At 43.7% G+C, this 20,014-nt stretch carries 14 protein-coding genes, 2 tRNA genes and 4 pseudogenes; 12 read left to right on the top strand and 8 right to left on the bottom strand.

Translation table 11 applies throughout. The features are described 5' to 3' along the window. Nucleotides 1–213 precede the first annotated feature (213 nt). Nucleotides 214–2,157 carry an acetate--CoA ligase gene (gene acs, locus F967_RS01505; protein ID WP_004760460.1) on the top strand — a complete coding sequence of 648 codons (1,944 nt, stop codon included), beginning with the start codon at nt 214–216 and terminating at the stop codon, nt 2,155–2,157. A gap of 189 nt (nt 2,158–2,346) precedes the next feature. On the opposite strand, the gene msuE is transcribed toward acs, so the two are convergent. After that, entirely contained in the window at nt 2,347–3,087 is a 741-nt protein-coding gene (gene msuE / locus F967_RS01500) for an FMN reductase (protein WP_004683512.1), read from the bottom strand. A gap of 349 nt (nt 3,088–3,436) precedes the next feature. Here msuE and F967_RS01495 point away from each other — a divergent pair, with 349 nt between their 5' ends. Next, a complete protein-coding gene (locus F967_RS01495; RefSeq protein WP_004678977.1) occupies nt 3,437–4,087 on the top strand; it encodes a response regulator in 651 nt (216 codons plus the stop codon). Nucleotides 4,088–4,202: 115 nt separating this feature from the next. Here the strand turns inward: F967_RS01495 and omp33-36 are convergent, their stop codons facing one another. After that, nucleotides 4,203–5,072: a porin Omp33-36 gene (gene omp33-36 / locus F967_RS01490; protein ID WP_004760462.1), complete on the bottom strand. Its 870-nt coding sequence runs from the start codon at nt 5,070–5,072 to the stop codon at nt 4,203–4,205. 576 nt (nt 5,073–5,648) lie between these two features. On the opposite strand from omp33-36, the pseudogene F967_RS01485 reads away from it, so the two are divergent. After that, nucleotides 5,649–6,008: pseudogene (locus tag F967_RS01485) on the top strand (GGDEF domain-containing protein); the annotation flags it as partial. Between the two features lie 90 nt (nt 6,009–6,098). On the opposite strand, the gene uvrA reads toward F967_RS01485, so the two are convergent. Further along, nucleotides 6,099–8,930 (bottom strand): excinuclease ABC subunit UvrA, encoded by a 2,832-nt coding sequence (gene uvrA / locus F967_RS01480; protein ID WP_004797750.1) that lies wholly within the window; start codon nt 8,928–8,930, stop codon nt 6,099–6,101. 211 nt (nt 8,931–9,141) lie between these two features. Here uvrA and F967_RS01475 point away from each other — a divergent pair, with 211 nt between their 5' ends. Both F967_RS01475 and F967_RS14020 read left to right on the top strand, forming a co-directional pair. Beyond that, nucleotides 9,142–9,714, top strand: a complete 573-nt coding sequence (locus tag F967_RS01475) for a DUF2939 domain-containing protein (protein ID WP_004683497.1) — start codon at nt 9,142–9,144, stop codon at nt 9,712–9,714. A 54-nt stretch (nt 9,715–9,768) separates the two neighbouring features. Next, nucleotides 9,769–9,840: pseudogene (locus tag F967_RS14020) on the top strand (DUF1304 domain-containing protein); the annotation flags it as partial. 17 nt (nt 9,841–9,857) lie between these two features. Here the strand turns inward: F967_RS14020 and tenA are convergent. Next, the gene (gene tenA / locus F967_RS01470) at nt 9,858–10,532 is read right to left on the bottom strand and encodes a thiaminase II (protein ID WP_004797745.1); all 675 of its coding nucleotides are present in this window, start codon (nt 10,530–10,532) and stop codon (nt 9,858–9,860) included. A gap of 227 nt (nt 10,533–10,759) precedes the next feature. Between tenA and F967_RS01465 the strand changes: the two genes are divergently transcribed. The 3 genes and pseudogenes from F967_RS01465 to F967_RS01455 form a co-directional block, all read left to right on the top strand. Continuing rightward, nucleotides 10,760–12,121, top strand: coding sequence for an MFS transporter (locus F967_RS01465; RefSeq protein WP_004797743.1), 1,362 nt, complete (start codon nt 10,760–10,762; stop codon nt 12,119–12,121). A gap of 51 nt (nt 12,122–12,172) precedes the next feature. Next, a complete protein-coding gene (gene ssb, locus F967_RS01460; RefSeq protein WP_004678963.1) occupies nt 12,173–12,769 on the top strand; it encodes a single-stranded DNA-binding protein in 597 nt (198 codons plus the stop codon). A gap of 234 nt (nt 12,770–13,003) precedes the next feature. Continuing rightward, nucleotides 13,004–13,174: pseudogene (locus tag F967_RS01455) on the top strand (hypothetical protein); the annotation flags it as partial. A 279-nt stretch (nt 13,175–13,453) separates the two neighbouring features. Here F967_RS01455 and F967_RS14620 read toward each other — a convergent pair. After that, nucleotides 13,454–13,579 carry a hypothetical protein gene (locus F967_RS14620; protein ID WP_265586634.1) on the bottom strand — a complete coding sequence of 42 codons (126 nt, stop codon included), beginning with the start codon at nt 13,577–13,579 and terminating at the stop codon, nt 13,454–13,456. 35 nt (nt 13,580–13,614) lie between these two features. Between F967_RS14620 and F967_RS01450 the strand changes: the two genes are divergently transcribed. After that, on the top strand, nt 13,615–14,913 hold the full coding sequence (locus F967_RS01450) for an FAD-dependent oxidoreductase (protein ID WP_004797740.1): 1,299 nt from the start codon (nt 13,615–13,617) through the stop codon (nt 14,911–14,913). 2 nt (nt 14,914–14,915) lie between these two features. After that, on the top strand, nt 14,916–15,749 hold the full coding sequence (locus F967_RS01445) for an SAM-dependent methyltransferase (protein WP_004797739.1): 834 nt from the start codon (nt 14,916–14,918) through the stop codon (nt 15,747–15,749). Between the two features lie 50 nt (nt 15,750–15,799). Here the strand turns inward: F967_RS01445 and F967_RS01440 are convergent. The 3 genes and pseudogenes from F967_RS01440 to F967_RS01430 all read right to left on the bottom strand — a co-directional run bounded on the left by F967_RS01440 (nt 15,800) and on the right by F967_RS01430 (nt 16,756). Then, a tRNA-Thr gene (locus F967_RS01440) sits at nt 15,800–15,875 on the bottom strand. A 107-nt stretch (nt 15,876–15,982) separates the two neighbouring features. Further along, nucleotides 15,983–16,483 (bottom strand): annotated as a pseudogene (locus tag F967_RS01435) (tyrosine-type recombinase/integrase); the annotation flags it as partial. A 183-nt stretch (nt 16,484–16,666) separates the two neighbouring features. Further along, nucleotides 16,667–16,756 (bottom strand) — tRNA-Ser (locus F967_RS01430). 120 nt (nt 16,757–16,876) lie between these two features. On the opposite strand from F967_RS01430, the gene F967_RS01425 reads away from it, so the two are divergent. Further along, nucleotides 16,877–18,754: a potassium transporter Kup gene (locus F967_RS01425; RefSeq protein WP_004760474.1), complete on the top strand. Its 1,878-nt coding sequence runs from the start codon at nt 16,877–16,879 to the stop codon at nt 18,752–18,754. 161 nt (nt 18,755–18,915) lie between these two features. Continuing rightward, nucleotides 18,916–19,989, top strand: a complete 1,074-nt coding sequence (locus tag F967_RS01420) for a DNA/RNA non-specific endonuclease (protein WP_004797735.1) — start codon at nt 18,916–18,918, stop codon at nt 19,987–19,989. Nucleotides 19,990–20,014: the final 25 nt, after the last annotated feature.

The raw sequence follows: 20,014 nt of genomic DNA, 5'->3' as shown, positions 1-20,014 counted from the left end.
ACTTATTTTAAAAACAAAAAACATAGACAAGCAGTTCAAATTTAAATTATTTTGAGTAAATTTTTGAAAATAAACTGAGCGTAACATTCCTACGACCAAAGCCGCATTGTTTAGTCTTGTAAATGTTGTCCATACTGCAAGAGAGAACAAAACATACCAGAAGAATAGATGTGATCATCTAGGGTATGAAATAAAAAACCAAGGAAGTAAGCTATGAAAGACATCTACCCAGTGCCTGATAAATTCAAAGAAACGGCAAGAATCTCGGAAGCAGACTATTTCAAACGTTACCAGCATTCCATTGAGCAGCCTGAAGCATTTTGGGCGGAAGAAGCGCAAAAGATTGACTGGATTAAGCCCTTTACCCAGGTCAAGAATACCAGTTTTAGTCAGGATGACTTCAGGATTGAATGGTTCGCCGATGGTGAGCTGAATGTCTCCGCAAATTGTCTGGACCGTCATCTCAAGGATAATCCATTAAAACCTGCCATTATCTGGGAAGGTGACCATCCATCACGCCATAAAATCATCTCCTTTGCCGAATTGCATGATGAGGTGTGCCGTTTTGCCAATGTGTTGAAGAAACAAGGAATTCGAAAAGGCGACAGAGTGGTGCTGTACATGCCAATGGTGCCTGAAGCTGCGATTGCCATGCTGGCATGTGCCCGCATTGGTGCGGTGCACTGCGTGGTGTTCGGTGGTTTCTCACCCGATTCACTGGCAAGCCGTATTGAGGACAGTCAGGCCAAACTGGTGATTACCGCCGATGCGGGAATGCGTGGTGGCAAGCTGATCCCATTGAAAGAAAATGTTGATGCCGCCCTGGATATTCAGGGAACAGACAGTGTAGAGAACGTAATTGTGGTGCACCGTACAGGCAACCCGATTCAGTTTAATGAGGCGCGTGACATCTGGTATCACCTTGCCATTATGGAAGTGGATGAGCACTGTCCGCCTGAGCCGATGAAAGCGGAAGACCCACTTTTCATCCTTTACACCTCTGGTTCAACAGGCAAGCCAAAAGGGGTGCTGCATACCACGGGTGGCTATCTGGTTTACGTCAACACCACCTTTAGGGAAGTGTTTGACCTTAAAGAGGATGACGTGTACTGGTGTACCGCAGATGTGGGCTGGATTACAGGGCATAGCTACCTGTTGTATGGTCCACTCAGCAATGCCACCACAACGGTGATGTTTGAGGGGATTCCACAGTATCCAACATGGGCGCGTATCGGCCATGTGATTGACAAGCACAATGTCACCATCCTCTATACCGCACCAACTGCCATTCGCGCCATGATGCGCGAGGGTGATGCCTATGTGCGTGAAAGTGACCGCAGTAGCCTGCGCCTGTTAGGTTCAGTGGGTGAGCCAATCAACCCAGAAGCGTGGAACTGGTACTATGAAGTCGTTGGTGAAAGCCGTTGCCCGATTGTGGACACATGGTGGCAGACTGAAACAGGTGGAATCCTGATCTCACCACTGCCAGGTGCAACCGCATTGAAACCAGGTTCTGCGACCCGTCCATTCTTTGGGGTGCAGCCTGCCCTTGTTGACGGTGAGGGCAATGAGCTGGAAGGAGCGAATGAGGGCAATCTGGTGATTAAAGACTCATGGCCAGGTCAGATGCGGACTATCTGGGGCGATCCAGAGCGCTTTATTGAAGCCTATTTCTCCACCTTTAAAAACTGCTATTTCACTGGCGATGGTGCGCGCCGTGATGAGGATGGCTACTACTGGATTACTGGCCGTGTGGATGATGTCCTCAACGTTTCAGGTCACCGTTTAGGTACAGCCGAAATTGAAAGTGCCCTGGTTGCACATGAGGCGGTTGCCGAAGCTGCGGTAGTCGGAATGCCGCATGACATCAAGGGGCAGGGAATCTGTACTTTTGTCACCTTACAGGCTGATGTCGCTGAATCAGAGGAATTGCGTAAGGAGCTGGTCAACTGGGTGCGTAAGGTACTTGGACCAGTGGCAACGCCTGATGCCTTGCACTGGGCACCTGCCTTGCCAAAAACCCGTTCAGGCAAGATTATGCGCCGTATCCTGAGAAAGATCGCCGCCAATGAACTAGATACACTGGGTGATACCTCAACCCTAGCTGAACCAGCGGTGGTGGATGCCCTCATTGCAACGGTTTATCCAGACAGATAAGCCGCCTTATCCAAATAATAAAAGACAAGAGCGTTCAAGTGAACGCTCTTTTTTATGAGCAGCATTTAATGGTCAGCCAGGAAAATTGAAACCTGCCGAAAATAAAAAGCCCCAAGCCGAGTCATGGGGCAATAATACTTGCCATTACTTTATTTTTCTTCTTATCAAGTCTAAAAACGAATTATTTCTTTATGCAACGTGGTTTAGATTTTTTTGTGGTTTTGGATGGAGGCGGGATTCTGCCGCATCCAGATCAGGTACTGCCGCTGAGGGGAGTACATCCGCCTGTTCAATCTGTTTGTTAATGCCGAGATTCTGGTTGGCCTGTTCGGTTTTTGCCCTGGTTGCCGCCGCACGCTGACCCTTGGCAGGCGCCCACTCCAGAATTGGTAAGGCACGCGCTACAGCCAGGGTCACACGGTCTGACAGTTGCTCACTTTTTACCGTGTATTCAGGTGTAAAGTCCCGATCGGTGGCATATACGCCTATCGGTAGGGTCTGTGCCTGAAAAAAGCTAAATAGCGGACGTAGCTGATGCTCCAGCACCAGTGCATGCCGATCACTACCACCTGAAGCCGCCAGCAATACAGGAACATCGACTAAAGCAGTCTGTTCAACAAAGTCGAAGAAATGTTTAAATAAACCAGTGAATGATGCACGGTAAACGGGTGTGCCCACAATCAGGGCATCTGCCGCCTCAACTGCGGCAAGGTCATCCTGTACACGCTGTGGTAGTTGGTTACGGTAAATGGCGCCACCCAATAAAGGACCAATTTCACTGAGTTTAATGAAATGCACCTTAATGCTGATTGCTTCTGAAAGTTCATCAAGGATGGCCTGAATTAAACTTTCAGTTTTAGAGGGACTATTTAGCCCGCCTGAAACGGCAACAATGTTGAGGGGAGTGGCGATTGTCTGGTGATTTGGCATGGTTGGGCCTGGACAGTTTTCCTGAATTGCCCCTATTTATCTACCTGAATATGCTGGCTGTAAAATAAGGAAATGCTGCAAGCTTATCTTTTTTATGGATATATCTAAAAATAATGATAGGCTTGAATTTAGTTGGTTTTAATTGCATGTTTCTATTCAATATTTCTTTAAGGGCTTTATTCTTGAATAAATAGGATATGGATTATATAAATATTCGATTTATTTTGCTGGAAAAGGAAATAAATCAGGTCTTGTGCTTGACCTGCGGTTTATTTAAAAATAGGCTAGGATAGATTGAATTTGAATAAACACAGTACATTGACGTACTTACAGATTGCGTAAAGCACTTATGAATATTTTAATTGTAGATGATCATCCCTTATTTAGACATGCATTGATTCAAGCGGTTCGTTATAGCCTGCCACAGGCACAGATTCAGGAAACTGCTGATGTTGACGAATTCTATGCGCGTCTGGAGCATGGGGCGGAACCCGATCTGGTATTGCTGGACCTGAATCTACCAGGTGCCTCTGGATTTTCTGCACTGGTGTATGTACGAGCACAGTATCCAGCGATTCCGATCATTATTGTTTCTGCCCATGAGGAAGTGTCGATTATCCAGCGGGCAATTGCACACGGGGCAATGGGATATATTCCAAAATCCTCACACCCCAGCCATATTGGCGAGGCCATTAAGCAGGTGCTGGAGGGTGAGATCTGGCTGCCACCGAATTTACCGACTCATGCGGGATTTGACCCAAGGGCTGCGGACGAAACCGCACTGGCAGAGCGTTTACAGTCACTGACCCCGCAGCAGTTCCGCGTGTTGATGATGGTGGCTGAGGGGTTGCTAAATAAACAGATTGCCTATGACCTGGAAGTTTCCGAGGCAACCATCAAGGCGCATGTAACCGCCATTTTCCGTAAACTTGGCGTACAAAACCGTACTCAGGCGGTTTTGGCGATTAGTGCCTTAAATATTGAAGACAAGAAGATGTAGTCTTGTAGCTGGGAACTGAAAGACTTTTCCGATTCTTCTAAAATAAAAAACCAGTTCAAAATGAACTGGTTTTTTTATGATCAATCTGGGTTCTGGATAGAACCGCAATTCAATCTTAGAAACGTAACTTCGCGTTTACGCCAACAGTTTGCATATCTGCGTCAGAACCTACAGCATTCGCATTTACATAGCTTGCACCAACCGCAATCGCTGGAGTGATGAAGTAGTTTACATTCACACCCCAAGCTGAGTCTGGTGAACCAGCAAAGCTAGATTCAGCATAAGAAACACCAGCATTAAATTGTGAGTTTAGGTACAAATCAGTTTTTAACTCGTACGCAGTGTCCTGACCGTAAACGATACCTGTTTCGAAACCAATTGACATTGGCGTACCTGTGATCGCGCCAACGTATTTAGTACGTGCAGTGATTGCATCCTGATCTTCAGCAATGGTTGCTGTTTCACCAGCCGCTTTGGCAAAACCACTGTTTAGGATTGTGAATGTATCTAAAGATGTTTGTTCAACAACGTTGGTATAACCTACAGCCACAAGGAAATTTGGTGCGATAACAGAACCATACTCAACTGCCCAGCGTTGACCACGGTCATCAGAAAGACCATATTTACCGTCATTGTCAGTTGCGCTGTAGCTTAAGCTTGCATATGCAGGCATATATGATGTTGGCAGGTAAGCTTCAGCCTTAATACCCACGTTTTGAGATTTAACGTCGTCAAGGTTTGCAAAGTTATATCCAACAGCAACATTTGAAGCCTGGTTAAGGAAAGCAGCTTCTGCCAAAGGACCTTTAGATGCATCTACATTATTGAAATAGTAGGTTGCCTGTCCACCCACAGTAAAGTTGTTATAATCTCTGTTTTCATCATTTGAATCTAGGGCTTCAGACTGACCTTGAATTTCGAATTGGTAAGCGTGAGCACCGGTCATGGCTAATACTAAAGCAGTGGCTAAACCGAGTTTTTTCATACGAATTTCCAGCATTAATAAAAAAAGATATACATCTAAAAACAGGATTCATTGTATTGTAACAAAATATGAAGTCAATGTAATAAATGGGTTACTCCGATAAACGAACAATCAAGGGCTAAGGGATGCTTAAAAAATAGACAAATATATTTTATTTTGGCAACCTGACACGAAATATATAACTAACAATGAGATAGATGAATTTTTCATCTTTGAAATCGCTGTAATATGATGGTCATAATCGTTTATTTTTATGGGTTTATTCGATGGTGTTAATCGGTTTTTGCATTTAATCTAGGCAGAAAAATTACATAATTAAGCTTAAAAAGTGTGAATAGAATCTACTTTTCCTGTGTTTATGTGGTTTGTTTTTATAATTTAAGCGGACTATCTGGATAAGATAGATAAAACCAGGTTAACAAAAGGCTGGATTTTTTAAAAAGGATTAACAAAAACGATGAAAAATTTAAATCTGATCTGTTTAATCGACTTTACTTTTTGAGATGTGTTTCACATAATAGTGAGGAAGAGGTGTGGTATTTGCATTGTACCTCATAACATTTTCTCGAGTATTCGATGTGTCATGCATCCTTTTTTACTAGCTCGGCTTTCCCCAAGGCTGAGCTTTTTTTTGCCTGTATGGTCGTGATTATCCTGTCGATCCTCTATATTTCCATTCCACTTATTATCCAGAGTCATCAGGAATATATTAAAACCCAACAGGTGCTGACTGAGATTACCAGTTTGCGTGCCCCCAGCAACAAGCTGATGTCGAGCCATCCAAATGAACTGGATAAAAATAAAAAAGAATTGCAGACATTCAGGCAGGTGGTGGATGCGCAAATCAATGAAACCATCCTCACACTACAGAAAAATGGCTTTGATGTAATCGCGCTGCAATTGGGGACAGATTTAAAGCCCAAACTGGCAAAAGCATCAGCTCAACATTGAGGGAGTTGGCGTAAATTTAAGCTGGTGAGACAAAATCAACCGAAATTTACGCCAGTGTTTGAGAACCTGTTAAATTTATTTCAACATCGGCTTTAAGAAATGCCCCGTATGTGAAATCTCAACCTCAGCGACTTGCTCAGGTGTACCTTCGGCAATGATCTGACCACCACCAGAACCACCTTCAGGACCAAGGTCAATCACCCAGTCAGCCGTCTTGATCACATCCAGATTATGTTCAATCACCACAATGGTATTTCCCTTGTTGCGAAGCTCATGCAGGATATCCAGCAACTTGGCAATATCATGGAAATGCAGGCCAGTGGTCGGTTCATCCAGAATATACAGGGTTTTACCTGTATCACGTTTTGCCAGTTCACGCGCCAGTTTTACCCTTTGTGCTTCACCGCCTGAAAGTGTGGTTGCAGCTTGACCCAAACGAATATAGCCTAAGCCCACCTGCATCAATGTTTGCAGACGACGGTGAATCATGGGAATCGCGCTAAAGAACTCTGCCGCATCCTCGACTGTCATTTCCAGCACATCGGAAATGTTTTTGCCTTTATAACCCACTTCCAGCGTTTCGCGGTTATAACGCTTGCCATGACAGGCATCACAAGGCACATACATATCAGGCAGGAAGTGCATCGCCACCTTGATCATGCCATCGCCTTCACAGGCTTCACAACGTCCGCCTTTCACGTTAAATGAGAAACGGCCTGCGCTATAGCCCCGTGCCTTGGCTTCAGGGGTTTGCGCAAACAATTCACGAATCGGGGTAAATAAACCTGTATAGGTCGCAGGATTCGAACGTGGGGTACGCCCAATCGGGCTTTGGTCAATATCAACCACTTTATCCAGATGCTGCAAGCCATCAATCGAATCAAATTTTTCCGCAGTGAGTGTGGTTGCGCCATTCAGTTGCGTGGCAGCCAAAGGTAATAAGGTACGGTTAATCAGCGTTGATTTACCAGAACCTGAAACACCTGTTACACAGGTCATAATACCTAATGGAATGGTCAGATCGACATTTTGCAGGTTATGGCCACTAGCGCCAGACAGCTTGATCACCTCATTTGGGCGTGGCGATGGGGTACGTTGTTTTGGCACTTCAATTTTTAATTTGCCTGATAAATACTGACCTGTGAGGGAGTCGGCATGGTTGGCCAGTTCCTCATACGTTCCTTCGGCAATGATGGCACCACCATGAATCCCCGCACCTGGGCCAATATCAATGATATGGTCAGCTGCACGGATCGCATCTTCATCATGCTCGACCACCAGTACGGTATTGCCCAGATCACGTAAGCGAATCAGGGTTTGTAACAGGCGATCATTATCACGTTGATGCAAACCAATGGACGGTTCATCAAGCACATACATTACGCCCATCAAGCCTGCACCAATCTGTGAGGCTAGACGAATACGCTGTGCTTCACCACCTGAGAGGGTTTCCGCGGAACGCGCCAAACTCAAATAATTCAGGCCAACACTCACCAGAAAGTGTAAACGCTCACGAATCTCCTTAAAGATTTTATCGGCGATTTCACCTTTGGCACCCTCAAGATTGAGGTCCTGATAGTAGTTTTCTGCATCGCCAATCGACATTTTGGTGATTTGTGCAATGGTTTTATCCTTGACCCGAACATGACGTGAGATTTCATTCAGACGTGAACCACCACAGGCATCACAGGCGGCATTGGAAAGATATTGCGCCAGATCATCACGAACGTAGTTTGACTCGGTTTCACGGTAACGACGTTCCAGATGTGGCAAAATTCCCTCAAATGGTTGTACACGGGTGTGTTTACGACCACGTTCATCAATATAACTCAGGTCGATTTTCTCTTTGCCTGTGCCTTGCAGGAATTTTTTCTGGGTGTCCTTATCCAGCTTATTCCACTGCTCATCCAGACTAATGCCAAAGTGATCAGCGACTTTTTGCAGCATGGTGTAGTAATAAGGACGTTGTCTGTCCCAACCACGAATTGCACCCTGACTGATGGAAAGCTCAGTGTTTGGAATCAGCTTTTCTGCACTGAAATGGCTACGTGTGCCTAGACCATCACAGACAGGGCAGGCACCAAATGGATTGTTGAATGAGAACAAACGTGGTTCAAGTTCAGCCACCGCACGGTCACATTCAGGACAGGAGTGCTTTGCAGAGAAAACCCGTTCAGGATGTTCGCCATTCATCCATGATAAAATCGCTATATCGCCGCCTAAACGTAGAGCAGTTTCAAAGGATTCTGCAATACGGTTGCCAAGGTCATCCCGTACCTTAAAGCGGTCCACCACCACTTCAATGCTATGTTTTTTCTTTTTGTCCAGTTCAGGCGGGCTATCAATATCAATGATTTCACCATCAACACGGGCACGAACAAAGCCCTGACCCTGTAACTGTTCAAATAGCTGGCTATATTCACCTTTACGCTCACGCACCACAGGTGCAAGCAGCATCAGTGCCGTGCTTTCGGGCAGTGCCTTGACTGCATCAACCATTTCTGAAATGGTCTGAGCCACCATTGGCAGGTCATGTTCAGGGCAGTATGGCGTACCGACACGTGCATACAGCAAGCGCAGATAGTCATAAATTTCGGTAATGGTTCCCACGGTTGAACGTGGATTATGGCTGGTCGACTTTTGCTCAATGGCAATCGCAGGAGACAAGCCCTCAATTGAATCGACCTCGGGTTTTTCCATTTGTGACAGGAACTGGCGTGCGTAGGCCGAAAGTGACTCAACATAGCGGCGCTGACCTTCGGCATACAGGGTATCGAACGCCAGTGATGATTTACCTGAGCCAGAAAGTCCCGTAATCACCACAAATTTGTCACGTGGTATATCGAGTGACACATTCTTTAAGTTATGGGTACGTGCGCCTCGAATACGGATATGACTTTGACTCATAAATACATCTCGAAATTGTGCGAATAAAACGTGTATATAATAGCGATTTAAAATTGTTCAAGCTGTAACAAAACGATTTTAAACGTCAGATTGTGTCGGATTAATGATTTCAAATATATTTTTAACATGAAATTCTTATCTGACCCAAAGGTTTATCGCTGAGATTTACAGACCATTTATTCAAAAATAAATTCCAAAAATTGAGGGCATCATGTCAAAAAAACTGCAAGTTTCTATTATTGCGATTGTTCTACTGATTTTCGCTTTTGTATATACATCTCCCTATCTGGCAATTTACCAAATCCGTCAGGCATTGAAGAATGAAGACAGTGCAGCACTGGCAGCCTATGTTGATTTTCCCAGTGTTCGACAGGGAATCAAGGATCAGTTGAATACCGAACTCGTAAAGAAATTTCCAGAACATGCACAGGCATCGGAGGGTGGCTTTGCCGCTTTCGGTGCCTTACTGGCGTCTTCGATGGTGGATAAAATGGTGGATGTGATGGTCAGTCCGCAAGGAGTTGCCATGCTTTTACAGGGAAAAAAGCTAAAAGAAAGTTTGCCATTTCAAACCCAGCCTGAACAATCCGAACAACAGCAAACACAGGCAGGAGCGCAAGCAAAGGAAAAGCTGTCTTATCGAGGTAAATATCAGGCATTTAATCGTTTTGTGGTCCAGATTCAATATCCGTATCCAAAACCTCCTGTTACAGTCACAATGCAGCGACAAGGCTTAAGCTGGAAAGTCACACAAATCGTATTGCCGATTGAGCAATTGAAATAGATCAGTGCTACATTTAAATCCATTGTATAAGCGGTAAAACAAGGAAAAAATAAAATGTTGGGAACAATTTTAATTGCGTTGATTGCTATATTGCATGTTTATATTTTAGTGCTGGAAATGTTTTTATGTCTGTATGAAATGTTTTAGGCGTGGTCCAACCCCAACCACTCTCTTTGCTGATAGGCACTGTCCCAGAAGAGCCATTCCAGTTTTGCACCCATGCTATAGGCTGCATGCATTTTTGCCAAAGTATCCGCATCACAGCGTGCGGCCACTTTATCAACGGTTGCAATCACGTTGCGTACGGCTGTATGAAACTCTTCACCTGAATAGGTATCCACCCATGCCTGATAGGGATTATTTTCCACAGACTGGCTGACAATATCGTTGCCAACCTCTGCATAAATCCAGAAACAAGGTAACAGGGCGGCTAAAACCACAGGGTAGCTTTCCGACCAGGCCGTTGCAGTTAGGAACGATGTGTAATGATGACAGGCAAGGGTTAAAGGCGTGCTTTCAAACTCAGTTTTAGTGATGCCAAATGCCTGCATGAAATCCTTATGTAGGCTGCGCTCCACAATAATCGCAATTTTGGCGGCCTCGGAAAACTGGATCACGTCATCTGCGTCAAAGGCCTTTGCTGCGGCAACAGCCAGTGCGCGGCCATAAGCCAGTAAGTAATGTGCATCCTGAATGACATAATGGCAAAACGCCTTACTGTCTAGTGTGCCAGCGGCAAGCTCCTGATTAAAAGGTAGTGCCAATATTTTTTGATATAAATCGAGATTACGTTGCCAAACCTCTTGGGAAAACGTCATGAACTGAGCCTATGCGAGTGTTATTCCATCAATGATTTTCAAACTATAGCAGAATCTTGACGGGCATTTGTTTTGAATCCCTTGGGAGATTTAAGCCTATTTTCAGTTGAACCAGATAAATTCAAAAACGCTGTGGAATTTTCTGCCAGATTTTTCATCATCTCCTTACAACCTTTGTAGGCGAATGGCTTATAATTCGCTGAGTCAGTTACAGTGTCTTATCAACAATGAATGCTTTAGAACGCCGTTCAACCTTTGCCCTAAGTAGCATTTTTGCCTTACGCATGTTGGGCCTGTTCATGATTATTCCTGTGTTTTCAGTGGCAGGACAATCCTATCAATATGCAACGCCAGCCCTGATTGGCTTGGCTGTCGGGGTGTATGGCCTAACCCAGGCAATCCTGCAGATTCCATTCAGCCTGTTGGCCGACCGCTTTAGCCGAAAACCCCTGGTTGTTTTGGGCCTGTTGCTGTTTGCATTGGGCGGGGCCATTGCTGGCTTCTCTGACACCATTTATGGGGTGATTATTGGGCGTGCCATCGCAGGCGCGGGTGCGGTGTCAGCGGTGGTGATGGCATTGTTGGCGGATGTCACCAGTGAGGAGCAGCGAACCAAAGCAATGGCTGCGATGGGCATGAGCATTGGATTGTCCTTTGTAGTGGCATTCAGTCTGGGACCGTGGCTGACCAGTATTGTGGGGATTTCAGGATTATTTTTTGTCACTACACTAATGGGACTGGTGGCAATCCTGATGTTGTTGCTGGTTCCGAAAGTGACCCGACATCATCGAAACTATCAGCAAGGTTATCTGAATCAGCTTAAACAGGTCATTCAGATGGGCGACCTGAACCGCTTGCATGTATCGGTTTTTGCCCTGCACCTGTTGCTAACTGCGATGTTTATCTATGTACCATCACAGTTGATTGAATATGCACAGATTCCACTGGCCAAACATGGACTGGTTTATTTGCCGCTTCTAGTAATTAGCCTGTTTTTTGCCTTTCCAAGTATCATCATTGCGGAAAAATACCGCAAGATGCGCGGCATTTTCCTGTCTGCAATTGCAGGCATTATTGGTGGTTTGCTGATCCTGATCTTCGGTTATGAATCCAAATATGTACTGCTGGCTGGGCTGGGCATTTTCTTTATTGCGTTCAACGTGATGGAAGCCTTGCTGCCATCCTGGTTGTCCAAGGCCGCACCCCTCCAGTCCAAGGCCACCGCAATGGGAGTAAACGCCAGCAGCCAGTTTTTGGGTGCATTCTTTGGCGGTACGCTGGGTGGACAGCTTTTGATGTTACAGAATACTGCGCTCGGGTGGAGTGTGCTGGCGGGGATTGCTATACTATGGCTGCTGATTAGTTTTGGGCTGGCGCAGCCAAGATATTTATCCTCGATTGTATTGCCCCTGCCTCAGGGGGTACAAACAGATGAATGGACTTCAAAACTATTGGCAATTCGTGGTATTGAAGAAGTGGTGGTGATGCCCGAGCAGCAGGTTGCCTATATTAAGGTCGATAAACAGTGTATTGATGATGCTGGGCGACAAGATTTAACGCACTTGTTGGGCAAAGAGGTAGCCATTTAAGCATAACTCTTATAAAGTAAAACACAGAAATACATAGGATGAATACAGCTAATGCGTGGTGTGAATAAAGTTATTTTAGTCGGTACTTTAGGTAAAGATCCAGAAACTAAAACCTTTCCAAATGGTGGATCATTAACCCAGTTTTCGATTGCAACAAGTGAGTCGTGGGTAGATAAGAATACAGGTGAGCGTAAGGAACAAACGGAATGGCACCGCATTGTGCTGCACAACCGTTTGGGTGAGATTGCACAACAATACCTGCGTAAAGGCTCAAAAGTCTATATTGAAGGTTCATTACGCACACGCCAGTGGACGGACCAGAATGGTCAGGAGCGCTACAGCACCGAAATCCGTGGTGACCAAATGCAGATGCTAGATTCACGTCAGCAAGGTGAACAGGGGGTTGCGGGTGGCAATGACTTCAACCAGCCAAGATTTAACAACAATAACAATCAGGGTGGCGTTTACCAGGATACGGGCTTTAACAATAACCAGAATGGTTATGGTCAAGGCGGTGGCTTTGCTGGTGGAAACCAGGGCAACTATGCAGGTAGCCCACAGGCGGGCAATGGCTTTAATACACCAAAAGCAGCACCACAACCTGCGGCGGCTGCCCCTGCGGATTTAGATGATGATTTACCATTTTAGATCATCGTAGAACCCTCAAGAAAAGGCATAAAATTAAATTTTATGCCTTTTTTATTTTCATTAGCTTCTTCTTTTCTAGGAGATTGTCTCATTCATATTTGACTTCGGTTCTCACAAACATACCTCGTTCTGTAAATAGGACCATGTGTTGTATTTCCATAGCTATAAGCCTGAACTTGCAAGGCGTAAAATCAAACCCAAAACCAGAACTTCTAAATGAATAGGAGTACAGAGATGAAAAAGATTATTGGTATCTATGAAAATAAGTACATGCATTGGGTGGGTGATGGCTTCCCAGTCTACAACCTGTTTTCCTATGATCGCCTAGGGCAAAGCATCAGTCCTTTCCTGTTGCTGGATTATGCGGCGCCTTACCGTTTTGCCCCAACAACTGAGCATCATGGAGAGTTATTAACTAGGATAAATCAGCTATTTATATAAGAAAGCCCATCACTCTGTTTGACTGATGGGCTCTCGCTATAAGGTTCTCTATTGATTTTTTTAATATTTGGTCACTTATTCTTGTACAGTTTATTATGTCACTCTGTTCTCATTATTGTTTAATCAGAATAGCGCTAAAATTATACTTTGCAAAGGCCCCTATAGTGCAAAAAATGGATATATAAAGTACGATCTGTATGTTTTTGTGGGTTTTGATCTAATAAAGTTTTATTTTTCATCTATTTAGCGTGTAAAATCAATTTTTGTCAAAATGTAAATATAACCGACAAATAATTGGTCGACAAAATTCTGGCCTAAATGCTGAATCTGGTATTTTTTAATACGGCGTTTGAGCCGATGATCAGTCATAATCAAGAAAAATCATCAACTGATGGGACATAATTTTGGATATTGCAATTATTGGCAGTGGAATGGCAGGGCTTGCTGCCGCCAGAATCCTACAGGATGCTGGACATCAGGTGACTATCTTTGAGGCCCTCTCTGGTCGAGGCATGGATAGTCACAGTATTGATTTTGAAGGAGGCCTGATTGACGCGCCATTACGGGTGATGAATCCGAAGCTTTGGAAAAACACGCTCAGTCTGGCAACCTATTTAGGCATAGAAACCTTTCCAGTACGAACCTTTATGGCCTGTAGCTGGCTGTTTGAAGATAAAACCGATACATGGTTGACCACCTCGCGTAGCCGTATTGGCAATTTTCCGATTATCAACAACCGCAAGGGCATACAGCAGTATGGCTGGCGTTTGGTCAAGGGCATGCTGCAACTCAAGACCGCCATCACCCAGTTCTTTAAGTCGGACAATCAGGACATCACCCTAGCTGAGTTCATGAATCAGTACCATATTGAGGAAGTGTTCTGGCACGGCACGGTAATGCCGGTGCTTTATACAATTTGCACCTGTCATCCAAAAACGATTGGTGAATGGCCTGCCAAACCTTTACTGGAATTTATTCGCCAGCTCACTGAGGGTGAGGCACTGTTGCGTATGAAAGGGGGCACACCTGCATTGGTGGATCGCCTAATCGCGGGAATCAGCATTTATAGTGGTTCAGCGGTTCAGAAAGTTGAAGAGCAGGGAGACAAGGTAAGGGTTGAAAATACGCTGGACGAAAGCCAGTCATTTGACCGTGTGGTGATTGCCACCCCAACGCCTGCCATTGAGGGTTTCCTCAAGCAGCCACAATTTGCTGAAGATATTGCCCTGTTAAAACAGTTTAGGTTTGAACAGGGGGATTTGGTGATTCACACTGACCCGATTGTCATGCCTCAGCGCCGTAAGGATTGGGCAGTACTTAGTTATATGATGGACCGAAAGTTTACACGCCAGCAATTTACGGTATGGATTAATTCTATTGAACCCAGTCTGGTTGGTAAAAATGCGGTTTTCCAGACTTGGTGTCCTGTGATTGAGATTGATCCCAAAAAAATTATTTCCAAAGTGAAACTGACCCGCGCGGTAGTGGATTCTGAAACTGTGGCATTGAACAAAAAAATTCAGCAACAACACCTACAGTTGAACCGTAAGGTGTTTTACTGTGGCTCATGGTCATGTGATGGCCTGCCAATTTTAGAGTCCGCCGTGACCTCTGCCATGCATATTGCCCAAATCCTGGGTGCGCCATTGCCTTTTGTTGGGCTTAAACCCAAAGTCAAGGTGGCACCTGAACTCGGGTACTAAACATGGCGACTTTTAGACAGGCATTCATCGAAAAAGTCATTGGGCATAAATATGCAATTGATGCCAAACGGCTGGGTGATGATTCATTGCTTGCCTGGAGCAATCTGGGGTATTGGCAAGGTCAACAGCATAACTATCCACTGGCATGTCAAAACCTAGCTGATCAGATCGCGGCATCTGTTCAGCTCAAGTCGACAGATCGTGTTTTAGACCTTGGTTGTGGGCAAGGTGCTAGTTTATTGCACTGGCTTAATCATTATCATATTGAACAATTGAGTGCAGTTGAATTACAGAAAGATTACATTCAGCGAATTCAAAAGGAATTGCCACAGGTGCAAAGCATCTGTGGTTCTTTTTTGAATTTAAGGCCGCTGCACTTTTTAAATTTATTTGATGTGGCCGTATGTGTTGATGCTGCGTATCACAGTGAATTGAATTTATTTCTGGATTCAGTTTCTTTTGTTTTGAATTCAAAAGGGCGAATTGCCTTTCATTATTTGATGTGGTCGGATGATTGGCAACATTGTTCCTATCTACACAAACAGCAATATCGCTATCTGTTAAAAGGTGCTGATGTGAGATGGCAGCATTTGATGGACGAGCAGCAGCTTTCTCAAATACTGGTAAAGCGTGGTTTTAAGGACATTGTCATTCAAGATTTTTCAGAACCTGTTTTGAAAGGTTTTGCCCAATATATTGATACACGGTCACCAAGACCAAGGAACAAGCCTTTTGATTTTGCCCAACTCAAAATAGCAATGACGGCCAAGTTGTGCCAAAAACTCTATCAAGATGGTCTGGTGCGTTATGTTCAGGTGAGTGCAGTTAAAAACTAGGTAATAAGAAAGGCTTAAACCTTAAAAGTTTAAGCCTTTCTTGAATTTAATGGTGCCGACACACGGATTCGAACTGTGGACCTACTGATTACAAGTCAGTTGCTCTACCAACTGAGCTATGCCGGCAACGTGGCGTGAATTTTACAGATTCTGTTGAAAAAAACAAGTGAAAAAATAAACAAATGAATTTGATAGTTTAATGGCTTTTAATTGATCAAAATCTATGGGATGAATAAAGGAATCGAACGTTTTGCCATTTCCAATGCACCACGTGCTTCAATTTTTTTTGCACAAATAAGCACATCTTTACCCTTAATTTGATCAATAGGCATATCACCTAAAGCAGGGAAAAGGTCTTTTTCAAATACAGACAAATCACGTAGGTAAGTTGTTTCTTTAATGACTGCTTTACGATCTGCCATCCACTCCATCGCAAGGGATTTAAATAGGATGCTTTCATCCGTTTGTTGTAATCGTTGCATTTTCAAAGCATTGGGGTCGATATTCTTATAAAGCTGAACACGTGCTTCATCACGTGTACGGCGAGCTTGAGCAAGGGATATTTCTGGATAGCTTCCAATGGTTAAAGTGCTTTCGCGACCATTGAACCGATATTTTAAACGCCAGAATTTTCCACCCGACGGAGTGACTTCTAAATATAGTCCTTTTTCATCTGAATAACGTTTTTTCTTATCAAGTGGTTTTATCTTTCTAACCTGAGCATCTGTAAGCATTGCAGCAGTTTCCGTAGAAATTTGGGGGTATAAAAATGGGGGTAATTTATTATACCCCCAGTTATACCCCCAACTATCTCAGGATTCAATAGGATTAATTGGAAAACATAAGGCAATAAAAAAAGCCTAAACCCTTTAGATTTAAGCTTTTAGGACTCTATGAGATATCATAGAAAGTAAACTTGGCGGTGAGAGAGGGATTCGAACCCTCGATACGCGCAAACGTATACACACTTTCCAGGCGTGCTCCTTCAGCCACTCGGACACCTCACCAAGGTGTGCGATAGTAACCAAAAAAAAGCGAGCTGCCAAGTTATTACAGCATAGATTTGCAGAAAAACTTTTTGGCTAGTGATAATATTGCGCTATAACGCTCTATATTGAAGACAATATATGCAAAGTACCGCAAAAAAAGCCGCATTGCCTGCGATGACGCTGGCAGCCTTAGGGGTCGTATTTGGAGACATTGGAACTAGTCCTTTGTACGCTTTGAAAGAATCCTTCCATGCTGCACATGGGCTAGGAATTCAACCTGAAAATGTATTAGGAATCTTGTCGATTATTTTTTGGTGTTTAATGCTGATTATTAGTATTAAATACATCGCGATTGTTATGCGTGCGGATAACAATGGTGAAGGTGGAATCATGGCTCTACTTGCTTTGAATCTACGCAAAGCAAAAATATCCGACAGTAAAAAGATTTATTTAATTGCGATTGGTTTTGTTGGGGCATCGCTATTTTTTGGTGACGGTATTATTACGCCTGCAATCTCAGTACTTTCCGCTGTTGAAGGTCTATCAATTGCAACCAATGTACTTGATCCTTTTATTGTGCCAATTGCAATCGTGATTGTAACGACATTATTTTTAATGCAAAAACACGGAACCGCGTTTGTTGGTAAATTTTTTGGGCCAATTACGTTACTTTGGTTTTTGTCATTAGGGATCTTGGGCGTCATTAGCGTTGTACAAACACCAATCGTACTCGGTATGGTTAGTCCTCATTGGGCAATTCAGTTTATTTTCACTCATCCTGTACAAGCATTTTTTATTATGGGTGCTGTTGTTTTAACGGTCACAGGTGGTGAAGCCTTATATGCAGATATGGGGCATTTTGGACCACGTCCAATTCGTTTCGGTTGGTTTAGTGTCGTTTTGCCTTGCCTTGTATTAAATTATGCTGGACAAGGTGCGCTGTTACTTCGCAATCCTGCGGCGATTGAAAATCCATTCTATTTACTAGTCCCAAGTTGGGCTTTGTACCCAATGATTATCTTGGCAACGATGGCAGCTGTGATTGCATCGCAGGCCGTTATTTCTGGGGTTTTCTCATTAGCACGTCAAGCAATCCAATTGGGTTATTTACCACGTTTAGGCATTAAACATACTTCTGATTCTGAAGAAGGACAAATTTATGTGCCATTTCTGAATTGGTTATTGCTGATTGCGATCGTCATCTTAATTCTAATTTTTAAAACTAGCTCAAACCTCGCAAGTGCTTATGGTTTGGCTGTGACCTTAACCATGTTATGCGACACGATTTTGGTTGCTGTATTCATATACTATGCATGGAAATGGAGCTTACCAAAGGTGATGCTGTTGATTATTCCATTCTTTATTTTGGAATCCGTACTGGTCGCAGCAGCATCATTAAAAATGTTCTCAGGTGGTTGGGTACCGTTATTGATCGGTGCAGTCGCCGTTACGATCTTGATGACGTGGAAACGTGGGCGTGAGCTTACTTTTGCTAAACTTGAACATGACACTCTATCACTCGATTTATTTGTGAAAAGTATTGGGAACAATGTTCATCGGGTACCTGGCGATGCAGTCTTTTTAACAGGAACGCCTAATGTTGTTCCACATGCGATGCTACATAATATTAAGCACAATAAAGTACTACATGAGCGTAATATTTTAGTCACTGTTGTGATTGAAGATGTTCCATTTGTCCCTCAAGAAGAGCGAATTAGTGTTGAAACGTTGAATGAACATTTCTATCGCATCAAAATTTTCTATGGTTTTAAAGATGAACCTAATGTGCCAAAAGCCTTGATTCAAGCTTACGAAGAATTAGGCTTTGAATACGATTTGATGCAAATTAGCTTCTTTATTTCACGTGATCGTATTGTTCATAGTGTGGGAGATGGTATGTCTCCGTGGCGCGAACGCTTATTTATCTCAATGCAGCGTAATACCAGCCCTGTGAGTGACTTCTACCAGATTCCGACCAACCGTGTGGTAGAGCTGGGTAGCCAGATCGAGATCTAGTGAAAACCTGTATGGAAAATGGCACTTTCGAGTGCCTTTTTTATTGTCTGCTGATCAAGTGAACAGTTTTGCGACATAAAGTGTCGTTCTAGGCGGTAGCGCAATATACAGCATGCTCCTGAATTGTTAAGCTTCGCGTTCATGTTGATCTTGATGTGGTTATGGCAAAGAAACCAAGCAAAAAGGCTAAAACTCAAGCTAATTTTTTAAGCCAGAATATTGGAAAAATTGTTCTTGCTTTGATCGCAACAGGCAGTTTCGCAATTGCATTTGGTAATGAAAAAATTTCTAAATTAATTCCTTTGCCATCGAGTCATGGGGCTTGTTTAGAACAATTTTATCGAGATGTTCCTCCTTTATTTACAAAAGAAAGTCTAAAAAAAGATAGTTATGCGCTGTGCTTTAATGACTTTAACGTGATGTATTCAGGTATTTCAAAAACACCATTGTGGTCAGCGGAATATCTGACACCTGAACGTTTAAGCATCAAGATTAAACGCGAAGATAGTTTTCATGAAGAAACACGAGTGCCTCTCGCTCATCGTGCATTGTTAGCAGACTACCGTGGTTCAGGCTATGACCGTGGGCACATGGCGCCAAATGGCGATATGAATAACACCGCTGCACAATATGATAGTTTCTCTTTAGCTAATATGGTGCCACAGGCCCCTAAAAATAATCAGGAAGTTTGGCGTAAATTAGAAGAGGCGGTTCGAGCAGTCGTAACCAAACATCATAAAGATGCTTATGTACTCACTGGGCCAGTTTTTGAAGGTAAAAGATTAAAAACGATTGGTAGTGGAGTGATTGTACCAACGGCGGTATATAAGGCAGTTTATTTGCCCAAGCAGGGGATTATTGGTGCTTATTACGCTCCGAACAATAATTCTCAGCAGGTGAAAGTGGTGAGTATCTGTTATCTAGAAGAGAAACTGGGAATCAATTTATTTCCGCAGCTGACCGAACAACAGAAGCGGAATGTTTATCATCTTCCACTCACTGCGCAAAATGTAAAAGCCAATAGAGAGATCAGTTACTCGCATTGGGATGGCCAAAGTCAGTGCGCAGATGAAGCGGATAATGCCAGTATTCAAGCACAGCAAAAACAGTTCACCTCAGGACAAACGCAAGCTGTTGAAAGTAAATTCCCACAGATCGATGAGGAAACTAAACAGGCATTAATCAAGCAGTTAGTCGATGCCCTAGTTCAGTATTTCTTACAATTGTTGAGATAATGTAGCGAAGATTGCAAAGTCTCCG

It is taken from the genome of Acinetobacter sp. CIP 102637 (assembly GCF_000368425.1).
Classification (GTDB): Bacteria; Pseudomonadota; Gammaproteobacteria; order Pseudomonadales; family Moraxellaceae; genus Acinetobacter; species Acinetobacter parvus.
The sequence above is the reverse complement of the archived record's forward strand: the minus strand, read 5'-3'. Positions and strand labels throughout refer to the sequence as shown.